The sequence below is a fragment of the Pseudomonas sp. LAMO17WK12:I10 genome (assembly GCF_900215185.1).
GTDB classification, from domain to species: domain Bacteria; phylum Pseudomonadota; class Gammaproteobacteria; order Pseudomonadales; family Pseudomonadaceae; genus Aquipseudomonas; species Aquipseudomonas chlororaphis.
Genome location: NZ_OBDX01000020.1, coordinates 45,173 through 67,120 on the forward strand (window position 1 = coordinate 45,173; position 21,948 = coordinate 67,120).

Annotated in this window: 15 protein-coding genes; 5 read left to right on the forward strand and 10 right to left on the reverse strand. The window is 65.7% G+C overall.

Going from position 1 to position 21,948, the window contains the following annotated elements:
* The first annotated feature begins 41 nt into the window (after positions 1-41).
* A complete protein-coding gene (locus tag CRO75_RS20890) occupies positions 42-356 on the forward strand; it encodes an SCP2 sterol-binding domain-containing protein (protein WP_007921837.1) in 315 nt (104 codons plus the stop codon).
* Between the two features lie 81 nt (positions 357-437).
* On the opposite strand, the gene CRO75_RS20895 is transcribed toward CRO75_RS20890, so the two are convergent.
* The 8 genes from CRO75_RS20895 to CRO75_RS20930 form a co-directional block, all read right to left on the reverse strand.
* Positions 438-2,060 carry an ABC transporter ATP-binding protein gene (locus CRO75_RS20895; RefSeq protein WP_097137835.1) on the reverse strand — a complete coding sequence of 541 codons (1,623 nt, stop codon included), beginning with the start codon at positions 2,058-2,060 and terminating at the stop codon, positions 438-440.
* A 1-nt stretch (position 2,061) separates the two neighbouring features.
* Positions 2,062-3,084, reverse strand: coding sequence for an ABC transporter permease (locus CRO75_RS20900; protein WP_097137837.1), 1,023 nt, complete (start codon positions 3,082-3,084; stop codon positions 2,062-2,064).
* The gene (gene yejB / locus CRO75_RS20905; protein ID WP_097137839.1) at positions 3,084-4,148 is read right to left on the reverse strand and encodes a microcin C ABC transporter permease YejB; all 1,065 of its coding nucleotides are present in this window, start codon (positions 4,146-4,148) and stop codon (positions 3,084-3,086) included. The genes CRO75_RS20900 and yejB overlap by 1 nt, the downstream gene beginning before the upstream one ends.
* Positions 4,135-5,988: an extracellular solute-binding protein gene (locus CRO75_RS20910; RefSeq protein ID WP_097137841.1), complete on the reverse strand. Its 1,854-nt coding sequence runs from the start codon at positions 5,986-5,988 to the stop codon at positions 4,135-4,137. Before CRO75_RS20910 ends, yejB begins: the two co-directional genes overlap by 14 nt.
* A 208-nt stretch (positions 5,989-6,196) precedes the next feature.
* The gene (locus CRO75_RS20915) at positions 6,197-9,091 is read right to left on the reverse strand and encodes a TonB-dependent receptor (RefSeq protein WP_097137843.1); all 2,895 of its coding nucleotides are present in this window, start codon (positions 9,089-9,091) and stop codon (positions 6,197-6,199) included.
* A gap of 187 nt (positions 9,092-9,278) precedes the next feature.
* The gene (locus tag CRO75_RS20920) at positions 9,279-12,218 is read right to left on the reverse strand and encodes a TonB-dependent receptor (protein ID WP_097137845.1); all 2,940 of its coding nucleotides are present in this window, start codon (positions 12,216-12,218) and stop codon (positions 9,279-9,281) included.
* A 104-nt stretch (positions 12,219-12,322) separates the two neighbouring features.
* On the reverse strand, positions 12,323-13,276 hold the full coding sequence (locus CRO75_RS20925; RefSeq protein ID WP_097137847.1) for a FecR family protein: 954 nt from the start codon (positions 13,274-13,276) through the stop codon (positions 12,323-12,325).
* Positions 13,273-13,785, reverse strand: coding sequence for a sigma-70 family RNA polymerase sigma factor (locus tag CRO75_RS20930; protein ID WP_009049681.1), 513 nt, complete (start codon positions 13,783-13,785; stop codon positions 13,273-13,275). Before CRO75_RS20930 ends, CRO75_RS20925 begins: the two co-directional genes overlap by 4 nt.
* 300 nt (positions 13,786-14,085) lie before the next feature.
* On the opposite strand from CRO75_RS20930, the gene CRO75_RS20935 reads away from it, so the two are divergent.
* Positions 14,086-15,804: a hydrogenase maturation protein gene (locus tag CRO75_RS20935; RefSeq protein ID WP_097137849.1), complete on the forward strand. Its 1,719-nt coding sequence runs from the start codon at positions 14,086-14,088 to the stop codon at positions 15,802-15,804.
* A gap of 60 nt (positions 15,805-15,864) precedes the next feature.
* On the opposite strand, the gene CRO75_RS20940 is transcribed toward CRO75_RS20935, so the two are convergent.
* Positions 15,865-18,552 carry a glucosidase gene (locus tag CRO75_RS20940; RefSeq protein ID WP_097137852.1) on the reverse strand — a complete coding sequence of 896 codons (2,688 nt, stop codon included), beginning with the start codon at positions 18,550-18,552 and terminating at the stop codon, positions 15,865-15,867.
* A gap of 164 nt (positions 18,553-18,716) precedes the next feature.
* Between CRO75_RS20940 and CRO75_RS20945 the strand changes: the two genes are divergently transcribed.
* Complete coding sequence (locus CRO75_RS20945) at positions 18,717-19,178, forward strand: hypothetical protein (RefSeq protein WP_097137854.1); 462 nt, start codon at positions 18,717-18,719, stop codon at positions 19,176-19,178.
* 12 nt (positions 19,179-19,190) lie between these two features.
* Here CRO75_RS20945 and CRO75_RS20950 read toward each other — a convergent pair whose 3' ends face one another.
* Positions 19,191-19,595 (reverse strand): DUF488 family protein, encoded by a 405-nt coding sequence (locus CRO75_RS20950; RefSeq protein WP_097137856.1) that lies wholly within the window; start codon positions 19,593-19,595, stop codon positions 19,191-19,193.
* Between the two features lie 216 nt (positions 19,596-19,811).
* On the opposite strand from CRO75_RS20950, the gene CRO75_RS20955 reads away from it, so the two are divergent.
* Together CRO75_RS20955 and CRO75_RS20960 are read left to right on the forward strand one after the other, a co-directional pair.
* On the forward strand, positions 19,812-20,582 hold the full coding sequence (locus CRO75_RS20955; RefSeq protein WP_097137858.1) for an FCD domain-containing protein: 771 nt from the start codon (positions 19,812-19,814) through the stop codon (positions 20,580-20,582).
* A gap of 112 nt (positions 20,583-20,694) precedes the next feature.
* Positions 20,695-21,897: an ABC transporter substrate-binding protein gene (locus CRO75_RS20960; protein ID WP_097137860.1), complete on the forward strand. Its 1,203-nt coding sequence runs from the start codon at positions 20,695-20,697 to the stop codon at positions 21,895-21,897.
* Positions 21,898-21,948: the final 51 nt, after the last annotated feature.

Below are 21,948 nucleotides of genomic sequence, written 5' to 3' on the forward strand. Positions count from 1 at the left end.
ACTGTGACCCTTGCTGTAACAACCCATAAAAGGATCGAATCATGACCTCCGTAGCCGACGCCGTACAAGCCATGAAAGCCAAGTTCAACCCAGCTGCCGCTGCCGGCCTGGACCTGGTTTTCGGTTTCCGTATCGATGACACCAAGAACTTCTCGCTGATCGTCAAAGACAGCACCTGCGAGCTCAAGGAAGGCGAGAACCCGGACGCCCAGGTCACGCTGGTAATGGACGGCGAAACCCTGCAAGGCATCGTTAGCGGCGAAACCGACGGCATGCAGGCCTTCATGGGCGGCAAGCTGCGCGCCGAAGGCGACATGATGCTGGCGATGAAGCTGAGCGAACTGTTCCCGGCCTGAGTAAGCGCTTCCCCAGGGACGCCCTTGTCTTGCCCACGAATCCCGCCTTCCGGCGGGATTCGTCGTTTCAGGCCCGCGCTTTCAGTCGGCGCCAAGCGGTTCGGCCAGCGGCAAACCGGTGACGGGAGCCGCCATCACCGAGGACGCTGCCAGCAGCTCCCGGGTATAAGGATGGCGCGCCGTGCCGAACAGGTGCTCGGTCTCGCCGCGCTCCACCACTTCGCCATCCTTCATCACGATCAGGTCATGGGCCAGCGCCCGCACTACCGCCAGGTCGTGGCTGATGAACAGATAGGTCAGGCCGTGCTCCTGCTGCAGGCGGCGTAGCAGCGCCACCACCTGTTTCTGCACCGTGCGGTCGAGGGCCGAAGTCGGTTCGTCGAGCAGGATCAGTTCCGGCTTGAGCACCAGGGCGCGGGCAATGGCGATGCGCTGGCGCTGGCCGCCGGAGAACTCATGGGGATAGCGATGGCGGCTGGCCGGGTCGAGGCCGACCTCCTGCAAGGCTTCGATCACCGCCTGCTCGCGTTGCCGCGCATTCAGCTCGCTGTGCACCAGCAAGCCTTCGGCAATGATCTGCTGCACGCTGAGGCGCGGGCTGAGGCTGCCGAAGGGGTCCTGGAACACCACTTGCAGCTGCCGACGCAATGGTCGCAGTTGCTTGCCGTCGAGGCTGTGCAGGTCCTGCCCCTTGAAGCGGATGCGGCCTTCGGACTCGATCAGCCGCAGGATCGCCTGGCCCAGGGTCGACTTACCCGAGCCGGATTCACCGACAATGCCCAGGGTCTTGCCCCGTTGCAGTTGCAGGTCGATGCCGTTCACCGCCTTCAGGTAACGCCTGGGCCGCAGCCAGCCACCGCCCTGGCGGAACCAGACCTTCAGCCCGTCCACCGCCAGCAGGGTCGCGCCGGGCCCGCGGCGCAGCGCCTGGCCGCCAGGCTCGGCATTCAGCAGCTGGACGCTGTAGGGATGCCGGGGATCGGCAAACAGCTGCGCGCAGCCCGCCGTTTCGACTATCTCCCCCGCGCGCATCACCGCCACCCGCTGGGCGATGCTGCGCACCAGGTTGAGGTCGTGGCTGATCAGCAGCAAGGCCATGCCCAGGCGCTGCTGCAGGTCCTTGAGCAGTAGCAGGATCTTGCGTTGCACCGTCACGTCGAGGGCGGTGGTCGGCTCGTCGGCGATCAGCAGCTCCGGTTCGCAGGCCAGGGCCATGGCGATCATCACCCGCTGGCGTTGCCCGCCGGAGAGCTGATGGGGATAGGCCTGCAAGCGCTGCTCCGGCTGCTGGATGCCCACCAGGTGCAGCAGTTCCAGTATCCGTTCGCGGGCCTGGCTGCCGGCCATGCCTTTGTGCAGGCGCAGGGTTTCCCCCAGCTGTCGCTCCAGGCTATGCAGGGGGTTCAGCGAGCTCATGGGCTCCTGGAAGATCATCGCGATGCGGTTGCCGCGCAGCTGGCGCAAACGCGCCGGGCTGGCGCCCAGCAGCTCTTCGCCGCGATAACGGATGCTGCCCGCGATGCGCGTGCTGCCCGGGTCGAGCAATTGCAGGAGGCTGTGGGCCGTCACCGACTTGCCCGAGCCGGATTCGCCCACCAGCGCCAGGCATTCGCCGGGACGGATCTCCAGGTCGATGCCATGCACCACCTCAGTGGCCTTGAACGCCACCCGCAGGCCGCGCAGTTCAATCAGTCGTTCACTCATCTCAATGCCTCGGATCGAAGGCGTCGCGGCAGGCTTCGCCGATAAACACCAACAACGACAGAATCAGCGCCAGGGCGAAAAACGCCGTCAGCCCCAGCCAGGGCGCCTGCAGATTGCTTTTGCCCTGGCCGATCAACTCGCCCAGGGACGCACTGCCGGCCGGCATGCCGAAACCCAGGAAATCCAGGGCCGACAGGGTGGCGATGGCCCCGGTGAGGATGAACGGCAGGTACGTCAGCGTGGCGCTCATGGCGTTGGGCAGGATGTGCCGCAGCATCACCTGGGCATCGCCGACACCCAGAGCCCGCGCCGCCTTGACGTACTCCAGGCCGCGGCTGCGCAGGAACTCGGCGCGCACCACATCCACCAGGGCCAGCCAGGAGAACAGCGCCATGATCCCCAGCAGCCACCAAAAGTTCGGCTCGACGAAACCGGAAAGGATGATCAGCAGATACAGCACCGGCAGCCCCGACCAGACCTCCTGCAAGCGCTGCCCCAACAGGTCGATCCAGCCGCCGTAATAGCCCTGCAGGGCGCCGGCGGCGATGCCGATCAGCGCGCTGGCGGCGGTCAGCGCCAGGGCGAACAGCAGCGACACCCGGGTGCCGAAGATCACCCGCGCCAGCACGTCCCGGGCCTGGTCGTCGGTGCCCAGCCAGTTCTGCGCCGAGGGCGGGCTGGGCGCCGGTTGCGTCAGGTCGTAGTTGACCGTGTCGAAAGCGAAAGGAATCGGCGCGAACAGCAACCAGCCGCCCTGCCCTTCGATCAACTGGCGCACCGAGGCGCTGCGGTAATCCGGCTGGAACGGCAGCTCGCCGCCAAACTGCTGTTCGGTGTAACGCTTGAACGCCGGGAAATACCACTGGCCCTGGTAAGCCACCAGCAAAGGCTTGTCGTTAGCGATCAGCTCGCCGCCTAGGGTCAAGGCGAACAGCGCGACGAACAGCCACAACGACCACCAGCCGCGCCGGTGGGACTTGAAGCGCTGCCAGCGCCGCAAACCGATGGGAGACAAGGTCAACATCAGGCACTCCTTGCACTGAAGTCGATGCGCGGATCGACCAGGGTGTAGCACAGGTCGCCGAGCAGTTTTATCAGCAGACCGAACAGGGTAAAGATGAACAGCGAGCCGAACACCACCGGGTAATCCCGCGACACCGCGGCGTCGTAGCTCAGGCGCCCGAGGCCGTCGAGGGAGAAGATCACCTCGATCAGCAGCGAGCCGCCGAAGAACACATTGACCAGGGCCTGGGGCAAGCCGGCGACCACCAGCAGCATGGCGTTGCGAAACACATGGCCGTACAACACCTGCCGCTCGCTCAGGCCCTTGGCCCGGGCGGTGACCACATACAGGCGGGAAATCTCGTTGAGAAAGCTGTTCTTGGTCAGCAGGGTCAAGGTGGCGAAGCCGCCGATCACCAGGGCGCTGACCGGCAGCACCAGGTGCCAGAAGTAGTCGGCGACCTTGCCCCAGGCCGAGAGCCGGGCGAAGTTCTCCGAGACCAGCCCGCGCACCGGGAACCAGTCGAGCAAGGTGCCGCCGCCAAACACCACGATCAGCAGCAGGGCGAACAGGAACCCCGGCATCGCATAACCGATGACGATCGCCGCGCTGCTCCAGACATCGAAGGCCGAGCCATCATGAATGGCCTTGCGAATCCCCAGCGGGATCGACACCAGGTAGGTGATCAGCGTCGCCCACAGGCCCAGCGACAGGGTCACCGGCAGCTTCTGCGCGATCAGCTCGGTGACCTTGGCGCCACGAAAGAAACTGTCGCCGAAATCCAGCCGCGCATAGTGCTTGAGCATCAGCCACAAACGCTCGCCGGCGGGTTTGTCGAAGCCATACTGGCGCTCGATATCGGCCAGCAGCTTGGGGTCCAGGCCACGGGTGGCGCGGGACTCGCCGCCCACCGTCTCGACATGCCCGCCGCCCACCGCCGCGGCGCCGCCAATGCCTTGCAGGCGGGCGATGGCCTGCTCCACCGGGCCGCCGGGCGCCGCCTGGACGATGACGAAGTTCACCAGCAGGATGCACAGCAAGGTGGGCACGATCAGCAGCAGGCGCCGCGCGCTATAAGCCAGCATGGACCGCCTCCCCGCTACGTTGGCGCATCTGGCTCAGGGTCAGTGCCTCGGCGCTGACCTCCCACCAGGTGTCGAGCCCGGCGTCGTACAGGGGGGCGATGGCCGGCCGGCCAAAGCGGTTCCACCACACCGAGGAAATGCCCGGCGGGTAGTAGTTGGGAATCCAGTAGTAGCCCCACTGCAACACCCGGTCCAGCGCCCGGGCGTGGGCCAGCATGCTGGCGCGGCTGTCGGCCTGCACCAGGGCGCTGATCAGCCCGTCCACCGCCGGGTCGCGCAGCGCCATGTAGTTGTTCGAGCCCGGGTCGTCGGCGCTCATCGAACCGAAGTAGTTGAACAGCTCGCGCCCCGGCGCCTGGGACACCGGGTAGGCGGCGATGATCATGTCGTAGTCGCGGCTGCGCACGCGGTTGGTGTATTGCGCGGTGTCGACCTGGCGGATATCGAAACCGATGCCGATCTGCGCCAGGTTGCGCTTGAACGGCAGCAGCAAACGCTCCAGGCCTTTCTGGCCGTTGAGAAAGGTGAAATGCAGGGGCTCGCCGGCGGCGTTGCGCAACTGATCGCCCTGGGGGTTCCAGCCCGCCTGCTCCAGCAGCTTCAGCGCCTGCAACTGCTGCGGGCGGATGATCCCGCTGCCGTCGGTGCGCGGCGCCTGGAACACCTGGGTAAAGACCTCGTCCGGGACCTGCCCGCGCCAGGGTTCGAGGATCTTCAACTCTTGCGCGTCCGGCAGCGCCGCTGCCGCCAGTTCGCTGTGGGAAAAGAAGCTCTGCTGGCGCAGATACAGGCTGCGCATCATCTGCCGGTTGCTCCACTCGAAGTCCCAGAGCATGGCGATCGCCTGGCGTACCCGGCGGTCCCGGAACTGCGGTTTCTGCAGGTTGAAAATAAAACCCTGGGCGCCCAGGGCCGAACCCGGCGCCAGGTGTTCGCGCACCAGCCGCCCCTGCTCCAGCGCGGCGCCGGCATAACCGATGGTGTAGCCGGTGGCGGAGAACTCGCGGTTGTAGTCGTAGCCGCCGGCCTTGAGGATCTGCCGCGACACATCGGTGTCGGCGAAGAACTCCACCCGCAGCCGGTCGAAGTTGTAGCGTCCGCGGGCCACCGGCAGGTCCTGCCCCCACCAGTCCTTGACCCGCTCGAAGTCGACGCTGCGCCCGGCGTCCACCGCGCTCACCCGGTATGGCCCGCTGCCCAGCGGCGCTTCGAAGCCGCCACCGTCGGCGAAATTGCGGCCACGCCACCAGTGCTCGGGCAACACCGGCAGCGACGCCAGGTCCAGGGGCAAGGTCCGGCTCTCAGTGTTCTTGAACACGAAACGCACCCGGGTCGGCGATTCCACCTGCACCTCGGCGACATCGGCGAACTGCTGGCGGTAGACGAAGCTGCCCTGGGTCATCAACAGCTCGAAGGTGTAGCGCACGTCCTCAGCGGTGATCGGGCTGCCATCGTCGAAGCGCGCCCGCGGGTTGAGGTAGAAGCGCAGCCAGGAACGGTCCGCGGCCAGCTCCAGGCCCTCGGCCACCAGGCCGTACACAGTGTAGGGCTCATCCTTGGAGCGATAGGCCAGCGGCGCGTACAGCCAGCCGTCGATATCGGCCACGCCGGTGCCTTTATCGATGTACGGAAGCAGATGGTCGAAGGGCCCGCTTTCCAGGGAGGAACGGCGCAGGCTGCCGCCCTTGGGCGCGTCCGGGTTGACGTAGTCGAAGTGCTGGAAGCCGGCGGGGTATTTCGGGGCTTCGCCGTAGACCGTCAGCGACGGTTGCACGGCGGCCAGCAGCACGGGGCTCGGCAGCAGGCAGAGCCAGAACAGCACAGCGCGTTGCAACAACATGGAATGATGCCTCTTTGAACAGGGGCCAGGATGACGGCGTTCGTACCGGCGAAAGATCGTCCAGCCGCCACTCGACTCCCAGCCTTATCCCTCCTCCCGGAACACCCCGCTCCTGCCTGTCATGTGCAACTGACCGGGCATTTTTATAGAGCGGGTTTTAGAACCATTGGTTACTAAAAAGCGTCCGGACCTTTTATTGCCGGTCGGCTCAGAAGTTGTAACTGAGCCGCGTGTACAAGGTCCGTCCGAACGGGTCCGAGTAGCGTGGGTCGTAGCCGCTCTGGAAGGTGTAGGTCTGGTTGCTGAACGGCGGCTCGCGGTCGAACAGGTTCTTCACCCCGAGGGTCACGCCCAGGGCCTGGCGCCAGGTGTAGGTGCCGGCCAGGTCCCAGACGTTGTAGGAGCCGACGCGGTTATGGCTGTCGCGGTCGGAGTCGTGGTAACCGCTGGTGTAGCGGTTGGTCAGGGTCGCGCCCAGCGGCCCCTGGTTCCAGGTCGCGGTCAGGCTGTGGCGCCAGCGCGCCACCGCGCCGGCCGAGGCGAAGTCGCCGCCGCGAAAGTCCCCGAGCTTGTCGATGTACTCGCCCTTGAGCTGTTGCTGGTAGTCGTAGCGGGTGACGTAGGTGCCTTGCAGCCCCAGGCCGAACTCGCCCCAGGCAGTGACCGGCAGGCGATAGTCGAGGCTGACATCGACCCCGCTGGTCTTGAGCTTGCCCAGGTTGGCCATGCCCGTGACCACATGATCGATGGAGCCGTCGGCCTTGCGCACCAGCCGGTCGGCGTACAGGTCGGGATTGTCGAACGGCGCCGACTCGGGAAACTCGGCGATCTGGTTGGCGACCTTGATCCACCAGAAATCCAGCCCGGCGTTGAGCCGCTCGAACGGCTGGTAGACGAAGCCGAATGTCACGTTGCGCGCGGTTTCCGGCTTCAGCTCGGTGTTGCCGCCGGTGCTGCGGTTGAACTGCTGGGCGCAGTCGCGGTTGCCGATCCCGCCATTGGCCGGGGTGCCGCCGGGGCATAGTCGCGGGTCGTTGTAGTTGGCGTTGGTGAAGGTGGTAAAGGTCGGGTTGTACAGCTCGTACAGCGACGGCGCGCGGAAGCCTTCGCTGTAGGCGCCGCGCAGCACCAGCTCCTTGAAGGGCTGGAAGCGGAACGAATACTTGGGGTTGGTGGTACTGCCGAAGTCGCTGTATTTGTCATGCCGGATCGCCGCCGTCAGCTCCAGGCTGTCGAGCACCGGCACGTTGAGTTCGGCGTACTGCGCCTGCACGCTGCGGTCGCCCGAAACGGCGCCGTTGGGGTCGATGCCCAGGCTCTGCACATTGCCGGCGAACTGGGCAAAATCCTGGTGGAAGTCTTCCTTGCGGTACTCGCCGCCCAGGGCCAGGGCCGCGGGGCCGGAGCCGAACCAGTCGCCGATCTCGCGGCTGACCCGCCCGTCGATGGCCTTGACCCGCCCGACCGCCGTGGCGTAATCGCCGTCCACCGTATTGGCCGCCAACAGCGCGCTGCCCGCCGCCGTCTGCGGGCCGAAAGGATTGATCACGCCATTGGCGATGCCCTCGGACACCGCCACATCGTTCACGTAGCCGCTGCGGATGGTGCTGACCACCTTGTTCTGGTTGTACGAGGCGCCGATGTTGTAGTCCCAGCCCGCCGCGCTGCCATCGAAACTCAGTAGCAGGCGCTGGCCGGTGTTGTCGTCTTCATGGCGGCGGGCGCCGACATCGGTTTCCCGCCAGTTGGCCGCCACCGGTTGCGTCGGGTCGAGGGCAAAGCCGCTCGGCCCCGGGGTGATGCCATTGCCCGGATAAAAGGCCGTGCCCGGGTTGACCTGGTTGCCCATCAAGGTGCCGGGGCCGATCTGGGTGCGGTTCTCGTTGCGCGCCCAGAAGTATTCGAGGCTGACGTTGTGATCGTCGCTGAGCTTGCCGGTGGCCTTGGCGAAGGCCGAGGTCTTTTCGGTTTCCGGCACCAGGTCCAGGTAACTCCACAGGCTCTGGCGGCAAATGCCGTTGCGCGACAGCAAGCCCGGCGCGTTGCAGCCGGAGCCGGCCAGCGGGTTGGTGGCATTGGCGCCCTGGCTCCAGTTGGCCGGCGAGGCGGTGCCGGAGGTGTAGTCCAGGCCCCGGCCCGGCTGGTAGTTGTAGGTGTAGCCGCGATCCTTGGCGGCCAGGCGTTCTTGTTTGTCGTAGCTGACCACGCCAAACACGTTGAAGCGGTCCTCCTCCAGATCGCCGATGCCCCAGCTGCCGCTGAAGTTCCTGCTCTGGCCACCGCCGGAATGGCTCGGGGTGTCGTAGCCAGTACTGACCTGGCCACGGGTCAGGCTCTTCTTGGTGATGAAGTTGATCACCCCACCGATGGCGTCGGTGCCGTACAGCGCGGACGCGCCGTCGCGCAGCACTTCGACTCGATCGATGGCGGCAAACGGAATGGTGTTGAGGTCGACCCCGGAGCCGTTGATGGCATTGGTCGCGTTGTTGCTCAGGCGCCGGCCGTTGAGCAGCACCAGGGTCTTGTTCGGGCCTATGCCGCGCAGGTCGGCATAGGCCGCGCCGCCGCTGTTGGAGCCCACTGAGCGCCCGGAGCCGACTGAGGACTGGTTGGCGGAAATCCGGTTGATCAGCTCTTCGGTGGTGGTCACGCCCTGCTCGCGCAGCTTCTCGACCCGCAGCACGGTGACCGGCACCGCGGTCTCGGCATCGACCCGGCGGATCGCGGTGCCGGTCACCTCCACCCGCTGCAACTGGGTGGTGGGTTCAGCAAATGCCGGGGTGCTGCTAGCAGTGCTGGTGTCCGCCACGAGGGTCACGCCCTGGGTGTCCTGCTGCTCCTTCAGGCCGCTGTCCTGCAAGGCCAGGGTCAGCGCCTGGTGCTGGTCGAGCTGGCCCTGGATCGCCGGCGCATAACGGCCGCTCACCAGCTTCTGCTCGAAGGAAATCGGCAGGCCGGTCTGCCGGGAAATCTGCAGCAGGGTCTGGTCCAGCGGCCCCGCGGGCAGGTTGAACGGGGTGGTCGCGGCCCAGGCCGGCAATACATTCAGCGCCGCCAGCAAGGCCAGGCTCAAAGGGGATCTACGGGGTACGAACAGACTCATGGACAACCATCCCTGCATTAGGTGTATGCAGGGATGTGCAACGGCCCGGAGGTTTTTATAGAGGCCGATCTAGACCGTTGGGTAATGAGCTTATGCCTGTTCGTCAGCCTCGCAGGAGCGCAGCTTGCTCGCGATGCTGGCGCCGCGGCGCATCAGGCCAGACAGCATCGTGAGCCCTAGGGAGGGTTCAGCCACCAAAGTGATAACTCACATCCAGCCACCACTGGCGGCCGTAGGGGTCGTAGTTGCCGGTGGGGTAATACGGCCAGCCGCCGGAGTCGTCGCGCTTGACCTGGTTCAGCAGGTTGTTGACGGTCAGGCCGACGCTGGCGCGGTCGTTGACCTTGTAGCGGGCGCTGGCGTTGAACACGGTCCAGGGCGACAGGCGCCCGTCCGAGTTGCCGTTGGTCACGCTGCCATAACGGATGCCCAGCAGGGTCGCGGTGTAGTGCTGGTAATCCCAGGTCAGGCTGGCGTTGACCTTGCTGCGCCAGTCGTGATTGCTGCGGTCCACGCGCCAGTCCTGGGTCGGTGCGTCGTCCGATTCCTTGTAGTAATGCGAGAGCACCAGGGTGTAGCCCAGGGTCGAACTGAAGGCCCCGTACTCCCCGGCGCCCCAGCGGATATTGCTCTTCAGGTCGAGCCCGCTGACCCGTTCGCTGGCGGCGTTGATCGCGTTGATCTGCACCCGCTGCAAGCGGTTCGGGTCCACCGCGGCAGTGCCCGGGTTGCGCTGGATGCGCGCCAGGGTCGCCTGGCAGCTGGCCGAATTGATGTCCATGGCGCCACTGCGGCAGGCGTTTTCCTCTTGCAACAGGCGGTTCTGGTCGACGGTGGTCAGCAGGTCTTCGATCTGCACGCGCCAGTAATCCACCGACACATCGAAGTTGCGCGACGGCGACCAGACGAACCCGTAGGTCCAGGACTTGCCCCGCTCGGACTTGAGGTCGGCGGTGCCGCTCTGGGTGTAGTCCACCCGCCCGCGATCACAGGCGCCCTCCACGCCCTGGCTGCACCCGTAGTAGTCGATCTGGTCCGGCACATAGCCGTTGGTGTCGGCCTGGTAGATGTAGTTCAGGTCCGGGGCGCGGAAGCTGGTGCCGTAGCTGCCGCGCAACAGCAGGCTGTTCAGCGGGCGCCACTCCAGGCCGAGGTTGTAGGTCTTCTGCTGCTCGGTGCGACCGCTGAACTTGTACTGGTCCCAGCGCCCCGCCAGCGACACCAGCAGGCTGTCGCTGATCGGCACGCTGAACTCGCCGCCGGCGGCATAACGCTTGCGCGAGCCACCGGAACTCTGCGCCGGCGTGGTGCCGTAGAAGCTGCCGTCGTTGAGCCCGTCGTCCGGGTCGATGCGGTATTCCTGCTTGCCCAGCTCAAGGATGCCGGCGAAGCCCACCGGCCCGGCCGGCAAGTCGAACAGCTCGCCATTGAGCGAGGCGTTGTAGCTCTGCGATACCGACTTGCTGGTCTGGGTCAGGTTGCGCCGAAACTGTCGCCACTCCTCTTCGGTCAGCGGCCGGTCAAGCCGTGAAGCATCCGGGGCGAACAGCGGATACCCGCCCTGCTCGCCCAGCTGCGGCCCCAGGTAGAAATCGCGAATAGTGGCCGACGGCGTATAGCGCGTGGTGCGCACGCTGCGGTATTCCGAGCGGTTGGCCGCCAGCTCGTAGCTCCAGGCGGTGTCGGCGATCCGGTCGGACAGGCCCAGGGTGCCGGTCCAGGAGGTGTCGCGCCACTTGCTGTTGTTGCTGGTGCGGCCACCGATTTCCTCCTCGGAGAAACGCCGGAACCAGCGCTCCAGGTTGCCCGTGTTCCGGTTGATGAAGTCCGGCGAGGTGAAGCTCGGCCCGCGGGTGTTGTTCTGGATATGGTCCAGGCCATACATCAGGTCGGCGAAGACCTTGCCGCTGTCGCTGAAATGCCAAGTACCGCGGGTGTAGCCGTCGTAGTTTTCCTTCTGCGTCTGCAAGGTCCAGTAATCGTTGTAGACCTGGTCGGTGGTGCAGCGTCCGCCGCTGCCGCTGAGGTGGTTGGCAAACACCCCAGAGTAGGCGCCACAGCCGGGGCCGATGTACTTGCCGCTGTCGAGGTTGCGCCGGTAACCGACGTCCAGGGCCGGCCCGCGATCCATGAAACCGCGATCGTCGGCCCAGATCGGCTGGCGATGGGTCAGCTCCAGGCCGAACAGGCCATCGAAATCCCCCCAACTGCCACCGCCGCTGATCTGCAGGCGCTGGTTGTCGCCGCCGCCGCGCTCGGTGATGCCGCCACGCAGGTTGACGTCGATGCCGCTGGCCTTCTCCTTGAGGATGATGTTGACCACCCCGGCGATCGCATCGGAGCCGTAGATCGCCGAGGCGCCGCTGCTGAGAACCTCGATGCGGTCGATGATCGCCGAAGGGATGTTGGCCAGGTTGGTGAAGTTGACCTGGCCGCCATAGGCCGTCGGATAGTCCGCGACCCGCCGGCCGTTGATCAGCACCAGCGTGTGGTTGGGGCCCAGCCCCCGCAGGTTGAGGGCGCTGGCGGCGGGCTGGAAGGTGTTGCCGTAGTCCTCGCCCTGGGTCATGCCGGTGTTCTGCGTCTGGGTCGCCAGGGCGTCGTAGACGTTGCGGTAACCGCGGGCCTCCATCTCTTCATGGGTAATCACGTTTACCGGAGTGGCGCCGTCGGACTGGGCGCGGGCGATGCGCGAGCCGGTCACCGTGACCTTTTCCAGCTGCGGGTCCGCCGCGCGAACCGGCGCCACGGCGCTGACTTTAGGCCTGGCCTTGGCACTGGCCGGAGCATTGCGAATGGTCAGCCCCTGCTCGCTGTGCTGGGCCTCCAACCCGCTGCCTTGCAGGGCCCTGTCCACCGCCTGCTGGCCGCCCAGGGCGCCACGGATGGCCGGGCCGCGCTTGCCCTGCACCAGGTCCTGGCTGAAGGAAATCGGCACCCCGCTCTGCCGCGAGATATCCAGCAGCACCTCGTCCAGCGGGCCGGCGGCAATGTCGAAGGTGATCTGCCTGGCCTCTAGCTGCCGGGCTTCTGCCTGCTGGGCCCAGGCGGCGTTGCCATAAGCGCCGAACGCTAGGGTCAACATCAGTGACAGGCGCGGCGGGTACAAAAGGATCGATGAGTGCATGGGGCGATTCCCTGTTGAATGCGGTTGCAGGGAATGAGCAGCGACTGAGGTTTTTTTATAGGGGGCGGTTAGGCCAAGGGGTTATGGGGTTATAACCGCGCCCTTCAGCGCGGCTCGATGCTGACCCAGTACGGGCTGTGGTAGCTGACGCGGATCGGCAGCGAACGCTCGAGCAACTGCAGGCTGCGGTCGCTGTCGTCCAGGGGATAGATGCCGCTCAGGCGCAGGTCGGCCACCTGGGGGCTGAGGCGGATGATGCCGCGCCGGTAGCCGCGCAAGCTGTCGATCACCTCGCTCAGGGGGCGGTCGCGGGCCTCGAATATGCCCGAGGTCCAGGCGCTTTCATGGCCCTTGGCACGCTCCAGCAGCAACAGTTGCCGACCGTCGAAACGCAGGCTTTCGCCGGCCTCGACCACTTGCCGCGCGCCACTGGCGGTGAGCACCTCGACCTGAGAATGCAGCATCACCAGGCGCGTCCAGTCCTCGCCGCGCTCCACCAGGAACTTCGTGCCCAAAGCCCGCATGCGCCCGTGTTCGGTTTCCACCACGAAGGGCCGCTGCGGGTCCCTGGCCACGTCCACCAGCAACTGGCCGTTGCGCAACTGCAACAGCCGCTGCCGGGCATCGAAACAGCTCACTACCTGGCTGCGGGCATTGAGGGTCAGGGCGCTGCCGTCGGCCAGGGTGAAGTCGCGGCGCTCGCCGGTGCCGGTGTACAGGGCGCCCGCTTCGGGCAGCAGGCCGTAACGCCGGCCGAGCAAGGTCGCGGCCAGGGCCAGGGCCATTACACTCAGGCTGCCGCCGATAAAACGCCGGCGGCTCGACGGCGCATTCAGGCTGTGCAACAGGCTGTCGCGAGACAGGTTGCGCAAGGCCTGGCTGCGCAGCGCCCCCAGGCCGCCGCCCATCAACGCGATGATCTGCTCGTGCTGCGGGTCGGCGGCGCGCCAGTCGTGGAATGCCTGGCGTTCCTGGGCATTCATCTGCCCCGATTGCAGGAGCGCCATCCATTGCGCCGCTTCATCCACCAGCGCCTCGTTCGCGCGCGGACGGCTCATGCGTCGACCATCGCCTGATAACAGCGCTTGAACGCCTCGGCCATGTACTGCTGCACGCGACTGGTGGACACCCCCAACTGCTGGCCGATTTCGGCATAGGTCAGGCCGTCGAGCTGATGGTAGAGAAAGGCCGCCTTGGCCTTGGCGGACAAACCGTTGAGCAAGCGGTCCACGGCCAGCAGCGCTTCGATCACCAGTGCCCGCTCCTCGGGTGACGGGTGCACCGGCGTCGGCGCCAGGGCCAGGCTTTCCAGGTAGGCGCGCTCCAGGTCCTGGCGCCGCCAGCCTTCGTAGACCAGGCGCCGGGCGATGGTGGTCAGCAGTGCCCGGGGCTCGCGGATGGCCGTAGGGTCCGGCAGGGCCAGCACCCGCACGAAGGTTTCCGAGGCGATGTCCTGGGCGCTGTGATGGCAGCCCAGGACGCGGCCCACCGAGGCGCACAGCCACTGATAATCGCGCTTGAACATCTGCCCGATCAGTGAGTAATGAGGGTTGCGATTCGCACCCATGCCTGGCTCCCTCACAAGACAGCTCCCTCTCTCGAAATCGTCTGGCTGGTTCGGGACATTGCCGACCCAGGATTAGGGGAGCGACTGTGCAACAGGGCTGAATCTATTTGGAAGTAATTAAAAATTCACCCAGGCTAACTAACGAATATATGTAATCCGGCGCCTCGCCGCGCCGCCCGACGCACTTGATTGATCTCGGTCAGCAGGACGCCCAAAGGTCCTCTCTACTCTGGCGCCTCCATCGGCCAGGGACGGCTTTCGGAACGGCCGGCCCCGCTTCATCCTCAAGGAAGAGTCGCTATGCAATCGCTGAAGATCATTCTGCTGTCCACCGCCTTCAACGGTCTCACCCAGCGTGCCTGGCTGGACCTGCGCCAGTCCGGCCATCGTCCCAGTGTGGTGCTGTTCACCAGCGAAGAAGACGTTTGCCGGCAGATCGAACAGGCCGACCCCGACCTGGTGATCTGCCCCTTCCTCAAGGACCGGGTGCCCGAGCAACTGTGGCGCCACCCGACCCGTCCGGTGATCATCATCCACCCGGGCATCGTCGGCGACCGCGGCGCCAGCGCCCTGGACTGGGCCATCAGCAACAACCTCGAGCGCTGGGGCGTCACCGCCCTGCAGGCGGTGGAAGAAATGGACGCCGGGCCGGTCTGGTCCACCTGGGAATTCAAGGTGCCGGCGCAGGTGCGCAAGTCCGAGCTGTACAACGGGCCGGTGGCCGACGCGGCGATCTACTGCATCCGCGATGTGGTGGAAAAATTCGGCAGCGACTTCGTCCCGGTGCCCCTGGACTACAGCCAGCCGCAGGTGCGCGGCCGCCTGCAACCGAACATGAAACAGGACGACCGCAGCTTCAGCTGGCACGACAGCGCCGCCTTCATCAAGCGCTGCATCGACGCCGCCGACGGCCAGCCCGGGGTCCTGGCCAGCCTCGCCGGCGGCCAGTACTACCTGTATGACGCGCACCTGGATAGCCGCAGCGGCACCCCCGGCGAGTTGCTAGCAGTGCACGACGATGCGGTGCTGGTGGCCTGCGGCGACCGCAGCCTGTGGATCGGCTCCCTCAAGCGCAAGGCCCGGCCAGGCACCGAACACTTCAAGCTGCCGGCCCGCCATGTCTTGGCCGGCCAGCTGGACGGCGTGCCTCAGCTGGACTGGTCGGTCGCCAGCGAGCCGTTCAGCGACGAGGCCTACCAGCCGATCCGCTACCGCGAGTCGGGCCACGTCGGCGAGCTGACCTTCGAGTTCTACAACGGCGCCATGAGCACCGAACACTGCCAGCGCCTGGTCAGCGCGCTGCAATGGGCCAAGGCCCGGGACACCCAGGTGCTGCTGATCAAGGGCGGGCGTGGCGCGTTCTGCAACGGCGTGCACCTCAACGTGATCCAGGCCGCGCCGGTGCCGGGCCTGGAAGCCTGGAACAACATCCAGGCCATCGACGACGTCTGCAAGGAGCTGCTCAGCGCCCGCCAGCTGGTGGTCAGCGGCCTGACCGGCAATGCCGGGGCCGGCGGCCTGATGCTGGCGCTGGCGGCCGACGTGGTGCTGGCCCGGGCCAATACCGTCTACAACCCGCACTACAAGAGCATGGGCCTGTACGGTTCGGAATACTGGACCTACAGCCTGCCCCGCGCCGTCGGCCACGCCATGGCGCACAAACTCACTGACCAATGCCTGCCGATCAACGCCTTCCAGGCCCTGCAGATGGGCATGGTCCAGGAAATCGGCCCGCGCTGCCCCGACGAGTTCGGCCTGTGGTTGCTGCAACGGGCCAACGCCGTGCTGACCGAACCGAAATACCAGGCCCTGCGCGAGCGCAAGGCCAACGCCGACCCGCAACTGATGCAGCACTGCCGCAACGCCGAGCTGGAACAGATGCACCTGGACATGGTGCAGAACCGCCACGGCTTCGCCGAGAAATGCGCCAGCTTCGTCTACAAGCGCAAGACCTGCTGCACCCCGCAGCGGTTGATCGAGGATTGGGCGGTGCCACAGCCGGATACCTTGAGCGCCTGATCCCCCCGCCCCTGTAGCCGCTGGCGCAGCCTGCGATCGACCCGCAGGGGCGCGGCGTTCTCAAGGCCGCTGAAGACCCTGCGGGCCTTGTCGCAGCCTCGCAGGCTCGGCAGCGGCTACAGGCTGCAACAATAACGCCACCAGCGCCGTCCAGCCGGTCTGGTGGCTCGCCCCCAGGCCGCGGCCGGTGTCGCCGTGAAAGTACTCGTGGAACAGCAGTAGATCCCGGTCCCGGGGATCGGCCTGCAACTGCGCGTAGGCGCACATCGATGGGCGTCGTCCGTCCTCGTCGCGCAGGAACAGGCGGGTCAGGCGCTGGCTCAGGCTGTCGGCGACTTCCTCCAGGGACGCCAGGTAGCCGGAACCGCTGGGGTATTCCACCGAGAAGTTGTCGGCGTAGTAGCGATGAAACTCGCGCAGCGATTCGATCAGCATGTAGTTGATCGGCATCCACAGCGGCCCGCGCCAGTTGGAGTTGCCGCCATATAGCCGTGAGTCGGAATCGGCCGGCGCGTAACGGGCGCACAGTTGGTGACCGTCGACCTGCAGCGCAAAGGGTTGTTCGGCGAAGTTTCTGGACAGTGAGCGAATGCCGAAGTCGGAAAGAAACTCCGCCTCGTCGAGCATGCGCTTGAGCAGGTCCTTGGTGCGTTCGCCACGCAACAGCGCCAGCAACAGGCGATTGCCTTGCCCCGGTTCGTTCCAGCGCGACACCAGGCTGGCCAGGTCCGGCCGATGGTGCATGAACTCCAGCAAGCGCTCACGCAGCCCCGGCAGGCATTCGTGTTCATGCTGTTCCAGCACCTGCACGGCGAACAGCGGCATCAGGCCGACGATGGAGCGCAGGCGCAGCGGTTCGTTGCCACCGTCGGGGCGATGCAGCACGTCGTAGAAGAACCGGTCCTGCTCGTCCCACAGCCTTGTGTCGTCGTTGTCCAGCCGGTTGATAGCCCCGGCGATGTACAGGAAGTGCTCGAAGAACTTCACCGCGATGTCCACGTACACCGGGTTGCGCCTGGCCAGTTCCAGGGCAATGCGCATCAGGTCCAGGGCATAGGCCGCGACCCAGGCGGTGCCGTCGGCCTGGTCCAGGGTGTAGCCCGGCGGCAAGGGCGCCGAGCGGTCGAACAGGCCGATATTGTCGAGGCCCAGGAAACCGCCCTGGAACAGGTTGCGCCCTTCGGCGTCCTTGCGGTTGACCCACCAGGAGAAGTTCAGCAGCAGCTTGTGGAAGATCCGCTCGAGAAAGTCCATGTCGCCCTGGCCGGTCAGGGCCTTTTCCCGCAGGTACACCCGCCAGCTGGCCCAGGCATGCACCGGCGGGTTGGCGTCGTCGAAGCGCCACTCGTAAGCCGGCAACTGCCCGTTGGGATGCATGAAGCGATCCTTGACCAGCAGCAACAGCTGGTGCTTGGCGAAGCCCGGATCGATCAAGGCCAGGGCCACCGCCTGGAAACCCAGGTCCCACGAGGCGTACCAGGGGTATTCCCAGGTGTCGGGCATGGCCACGATGTCGAAGTTCGCCAGGTGCCGCCAATGGCTGTTGCGCAGATGCGCATGCGACGCCGGTGGCGCGGGCTGGCCGGGGTCGCCATCGAGCCAGCGGTTGACGTCGAAATCGTAGAGTTGCTTGGACCACAGCAGCCCGGCCAGGGCCTGGCGCTGCACATTGCGTGCGTCGGCATCGGCGATGCCCTGTTGCAGCGCGGCGTAGAACGCGTCGGCCTCGGCCCGCCGTTGTTCGAACAGGCGCCTGGCGCTGACCTGGGGCGAACCGGCCGGAGCAAAACGCAGGTATACGCTTTTGCTCTCCAGCCCGGCCAGCTCCAGGGTGAAGTGGGCGGCGGCGCGGGTTCCGCCGTCACGGGCAATGGCGCTGGCGGAACCTCCCAGCAAGTAGTCGTTGATGCCGTCCTTGAACGGGCCGGGCGCGGCGAGGCCATCGAGCTTCGGGAAGTTGGTTTCGTTGTTGCAGAACAGCCACTCGCAGCGCTCCGGCCCCCAGGCGCTGACCTGCATCGGCGAGCACCGCGGATGCCGGGCCAGCAATTGCTCGCCCTCCAGGCGCAAGCTCGGCTTGCGCGAGTCGCCGCCCCAGCTCCAGGTATTGCGCGCCCATACCTGGGGCAAGACCCGCAAACGCGCCGGCTGATGAAAACGGTTGTGCACCGTGACCCGCATGAAGATGTCGTCGACCGCGTGCTTGGCGTATTCCACGGTCACGTCGAAGTAGCGATCGTCCTCGAATACCCCGGTGTCGAGGATCTCGTACTCGGTATCGTCCAGGCCGCGCCGGGCGTTTTCCCGCAGCAGGTCCTCATAGGGAAAGGCCGCCTGCGGGTATTTGTAGAGCATGCGCATATAGGCATGGCTGGGCACGCCATCGAGGTAGAAATACAGCTCCTTGACGTCTTCGCCGTGATTGCCTTCGGCGTTGTTCAGGCCAAACAGGCGCTCCTTGAGAATGCTGTCGCGCTCGTTCCACAGGGCCAGCCCCAGGCACCAGTGCTGGGACTTGTCGGAGAACCCCGCCAACCCGTCCTCGCCCCAGCGGTAGGCACGGCTGCGCGCATGGTCGTGGGGAAAGTAGGCCCAGGCATCGCCATCGGCGCTGTAGTCCTCGCGCACCGTGCCCCACTGCCGCTCGCTCAGGTACGGCCCCCACTCGCGCCAGGGTTCGCAGGCCTCGCCATTGAGGCGCTGGCCTTCGACCGTTTCGAGGATGCTTGCCGCCGCTGCTGCCGTCATGGGGGTGTCCGTGAGCCATGGAGGTGAAAGCCAGTGTAGGGGCTGGCGACGCCGACGGCCCATGACAAATGTTTCATGGTGCGAGGCGCCCATCACCCAGGCCCCCCCGCAGGCTGAAGCTTGGCTAGGCTATAAGCATGCCCCGTGAATGCCTGGGAGGTCCGATGAACCGCGCGATCCTGAGCCCTTTGAGCCTGGTCCTGGCCCTGTTGGCCGGCTGCGCCAGCCCGCCCGAAGTCATCGACAAGGAAGCGGCAGCCATCGCCGAAGGCGTGCTGGCCTTTCGCGATATCTGCCTGAAGTCCGCGCCCTCCTTCGCCGGGGCCGACAACGCGGCCAAGGCCTATGGCATCGCCAGGCTGGACAATGCCGGGTATGCGCGGATGGGGCTCAGGCCGGACCACAGCCTTGGGGTCCAGGTGCAGAAAGGCAAGCAATGCGCGGTGACCACGCCGTCGCAGCGGGACAAGACCCTGACCGCGCAATTTCTCAAGCTGGCCGAGCAGTTCTCCAGCACCCCGGTGGCGCAGCACCTGCCGGCGAAAATCACCCTCGACAACCAGACCTTCCTGCTGATGCACGACCGGCGCGGCGGCGAGGCCTATGTGATGTTGAAGTCTCCCTGAAACCCAGCAACGTCATTCAGGCGGCGACAGGTGCGCATAGCACACCGGCGAACTGCCCTCGCCCTGTCGGTCCAGCTCGTCCTCCAGCCACTCAGCCAGCACCCGGGCATTGTTGTGCGCTTCATCGTGGGCCGAGTACACCAGGGTCAGGCGGCCCTTTTGCGCGCGTTCCAGCAACGCCCACCAATGCTCGGGGCGGGCCGCCAGTTCCTGGCGGTAACGGCTGCGGAAGGTGGCGAAATCCAGCTCGCCGGCCTTGAAGGCGCGACGCAATCCGCTGGACGGCGCCAGGTCTTTCAACCACTCGTCCAGCGGCAACCGCTCCTTGCGACAGTTGCGCGGCCACAGGCGGTCCACCAGCACCCGATAGCCGTCGTCGGGGCTCGCCGGCTCATAGGCGCGTTTGCACAGAATCATGATTTCCTCCCGTCTATGGCAGCGCATGGCCTGCCATCAGCTTAGTGACTGGACACAGGATGGAGGACCTTCGACAAGTGCCTCGCCGCCACTCACCCTGGTTCTGATTACGACCCTCCCACATTGAAAACGACAGCTCGCCTCCCGGACGATTGACGCAGCGGGCCCAGCCCTATTAAGTACTATTTATCCGCATTAATACGATAAATCGAAAACATGCTCAAACGACCTATTCGCCGCAAACGCCAGAAGCTTTCCGACGTGATTGTCGAGTCGGTCAAGCGTTCCATTGTGATCAACGCCCTGCGTCCCGGCGATCGCTTGCCGACCGAGCGCGAGCTGATGGAAAGCTTCCAGTGTTCCAAGGGTTCGGCCCGCGAAGCGCTCAAGGCGCTGGAGGTCGAAGGGCTGGTCAATACCCGCACCGGCCCCAGCGGCGGCGCCTACCTGAACCAGGCCGGCACCGAACCGGCGAGCCGCGCCCTGCGCAATTACCTGCACTTCCAGCAGATGGACGGCGAGCAGGTGTACCAGCTGCGCAAGGTCATCGAGGTGGAGCTGGCGGTGTCGGTGATCGGCCGCCTGGGCGCCGACGATTTTGCGGCGCTGCAGGCCAATATCGACTTCTGCAGCGCACCGGAAGACAGCGAGGCCGGTCAGCGCGAACAGCGCATCGCCGAGTTGGAGTTCCACAACCTGCTGGGCCGCGCCTGCCCCAACCCGCTGCTGAGTTTCATGGCGCAGTTCCTCAACGACCTGCTGCGCGATCTGGTGGTGCTGAAGAAGGCCTACAAGCCCAAACGCAAGCAGTTCGACGCCGCCAACCTCGATTACCACAAGCGCCTGTTGCTGGCCTTCAAAGCCGAGGATGAAACCGCGGTACGCCAGCTGATGCACGAGCACATGTGCGACGCCGAACACCATATGAGCGCCCTCGAGGGCGAGGTCACCCAACACTTCCTGCTGGAGTTCGACCACCACCATTGATAACCGCCGCACCCGCCACACGCCGCTTCGCCAATAACAAAGCCTGAACACAGGCTGCTGCGCCGTTTTGCCATTGCCGCTCCTGCCAATAACTAAACCAGGGAGTTACCCCATGCAGCGTCGTACGTTGTTGAAAGCCAGTCTGACCGTTGCCGCAGGCCTCAGCCTTCCGCTGGGGGTGCGCAACGCCTTTGCCGCCGAACCCTTTACCTTCTACGGGCTCAAGTCGATGTCCGGGGCCTTCGCCAGCTACGGCAAGTTCGCCGACATGGGCTCGCGCCTGGCGGTGGAACAGTACCCGACCCTGCTCGGCCGCCCGCTGAACTACAAAGTGATCGACACCGAAGGCAACGCCGGCAAGGCGGTGCGCAAGGTGCAGGAGGCGATTGCCCAGGACGGCGCGCGATTCTTCCAGGGCTGCACCCTGTCGTCTTCGGCGCTGGCGGTGGCCAAGGAGGTAGGCAAGGTCAACGGCGTGTTCATGACCCCGGTGGGCGCCGACGAAGTCACCGGCAAGGACTGCAATGCCTCGACCTTTCGCTGGTCGGTGCCGACCTACGGCGCCATTCGCGAAACCATGGTGCCGCTGATCAAGCGCCTGCCCGAGGCCAAGCGCTGGTACACCATCACCCCGCAATACGTATTCGGCGAAGCACTGCTGGAAGGCGCCAGACAGGTCTGCGCCGAGCATGGCATCGAGCACGTCGGCAACAGCTATCACTCGTTGCAGGAACAGGAATTCTCCGGCTACCTGACCAACGCCATCGCCGCCCAGCCCGACGTGCTGGTGCTGCTCAACTTCGGCAGCCAGTCCTCCAACGCCCTGCGCCAGGCGGTCAACTTCGGCATCAAGGAACGCATGAAAGTGCTGCTGGTGTGGTCCGCCGGGCTCGACCAGTTCCAGGAACTGGGCAGCGACGTGCTCGAAGGCGTCTACCTCGGCGCGCAGTACTGGCACCAGGTCGACACCCCGCTCAACCGCGAGCTGGTCAAGCTGACCCAGGCCAAGTACGGCATCAACCCCACCTACCCGCTGGCCGCCGACTACATCGGCACCCGGATCATGCTCGACACCATAGTCGCCACCGGCAGCTTCGACGGCGCGACCGTGGCCAAGGCCATGCAAGGCCTGACGTACCAGGGCCCGACCGGCGAGGAAAGCATCCGCGCCGGCGACCATCAGGTGATCAAGGATTACTACCTGCTGCAGGGCAAGGCCACGGCCAGCATGCGCGACAAGGACGACCTGGCCGAAGTGCTCAGCTCCGGGCGCTCGTTCCCGGATGTCGGCGCCACCGGCTGCAACCTGGCCTGACCCCGACCGACCTTTTCATCGCTGGCTAGAGGCAGCGGGCCGCCCGACGAC

Excerpts from the sequence above, each read along its gene's own strand:
- CRO75_RS20890 (WP_007921837.1), top strand. The coding sequence starts at position 42 with ATGACCTCCGTAGCCGACGCCGTACAAGCCATGAAAGCCAAGTTCAAC.
- CRO75_RS20895 (WP_097137835.1), bottom strand. The coding sequence starts at position 2,060 with ATGAGTGAACGACTGATTGAACTGCGCGGCCTGCGGGTGGCGTTCAAG.
- CRO75_RS20900 (WP_097137837.1), bottom strand. The coding sequence starts at position 3,084 with ATGTTGACCTTGTCTCCCATCGGTTTGCGGCGCTGGCAGCGCTTCAAG.
- yejB (WP_097137839.1), bottom strand. The coding sequence starts at position 4,148 with ATGCTGGCTTATAGCGCGCGGCGCCTGCTGCTGATCGTGCCCACCTTG.
- CRO75_RS20910 (WP_097137841.1), bottom strand. The coding sequence starts at position 5,988 with ATGTTGTTGCAACGCGCTGTGCTGTTCTGGCTCTGCCTGCTGCCGAGC.
- CRO75_RS20915 (WP_097137843.1), bottom strand. The coding sequence starts at position 9,091 with ATGAGTCTGTTCGTACCCCGTAGATCCCCTTTGAGCCTGGCCTTGCTG.
- CRO75_RS20920 (WP_097137845.1), bottom strand. The coding sequence starts at position 12,218 with ATGCACTCATCGATCCTTTTGTACCCGCCGCGCCTGTCACTGATGTTG.
- CRO75_RS20925 (WP_097137847.1), bottom strand. The coding sequence starts at position 13,276 with ATGAGCCGTCCGCGCGCGAACGAGGCGCTGGTGGATGAAGCGGCGCAA.
- CRO75_RS20930 (WP_009049681.1), bottom strand. The coding sequence starts at position 13,785 with ATGGGTGCGAATCGCAACCCTCATTACTCACTGATCGGGCAGATGTTC.
- CRO75_RS20935 (WP_097137849.1), top strand. The coding sequence starts at position 14,086 with ATGCAATCGCTGAAGATCATTCTGCTGTCCACCGCCTTCAACGGTCTC.
- CRO75_RS20940 (WP_097137852.1), bottom strand. The coding sequence starts at position 18,552 with ATGACGGCAGCAGCGGCGGCAAGCATCCTCGAAACGGTCGAAGGCCAG.
- CRO75_RS20945 (WP_097137854.1), top strand. The coding sequence starts at position 18,717 with ATGAACCGCGCGATCCTGAGCCCTTTGAGCCTGGTCCTGGCCCTGTTG.
- CRO75_RS20950 (WP_097137856.1), bottom strand. The coding sequence starts at position 19,595 with ATGATTCTGTGCAAACGCGCCTATGAGCCGGCGAGCCCCGACGACGGC.
- CRO75_RS20955 (WP_097137858.1), top strand. The coding sequence starts at position 19,812 with ATGCTCAAACGACCTATTCGCCGCAAACGCCAGAAGCTTTCCGACGTG.
- CRO75_RS20960 (WP_097137860.1), top strand. The coding sequence starts at position 20,695 with ATGCAGCGTCGTACGTTGTTGAAAGCCAGTCTGACCGTTGCCGCAGGC.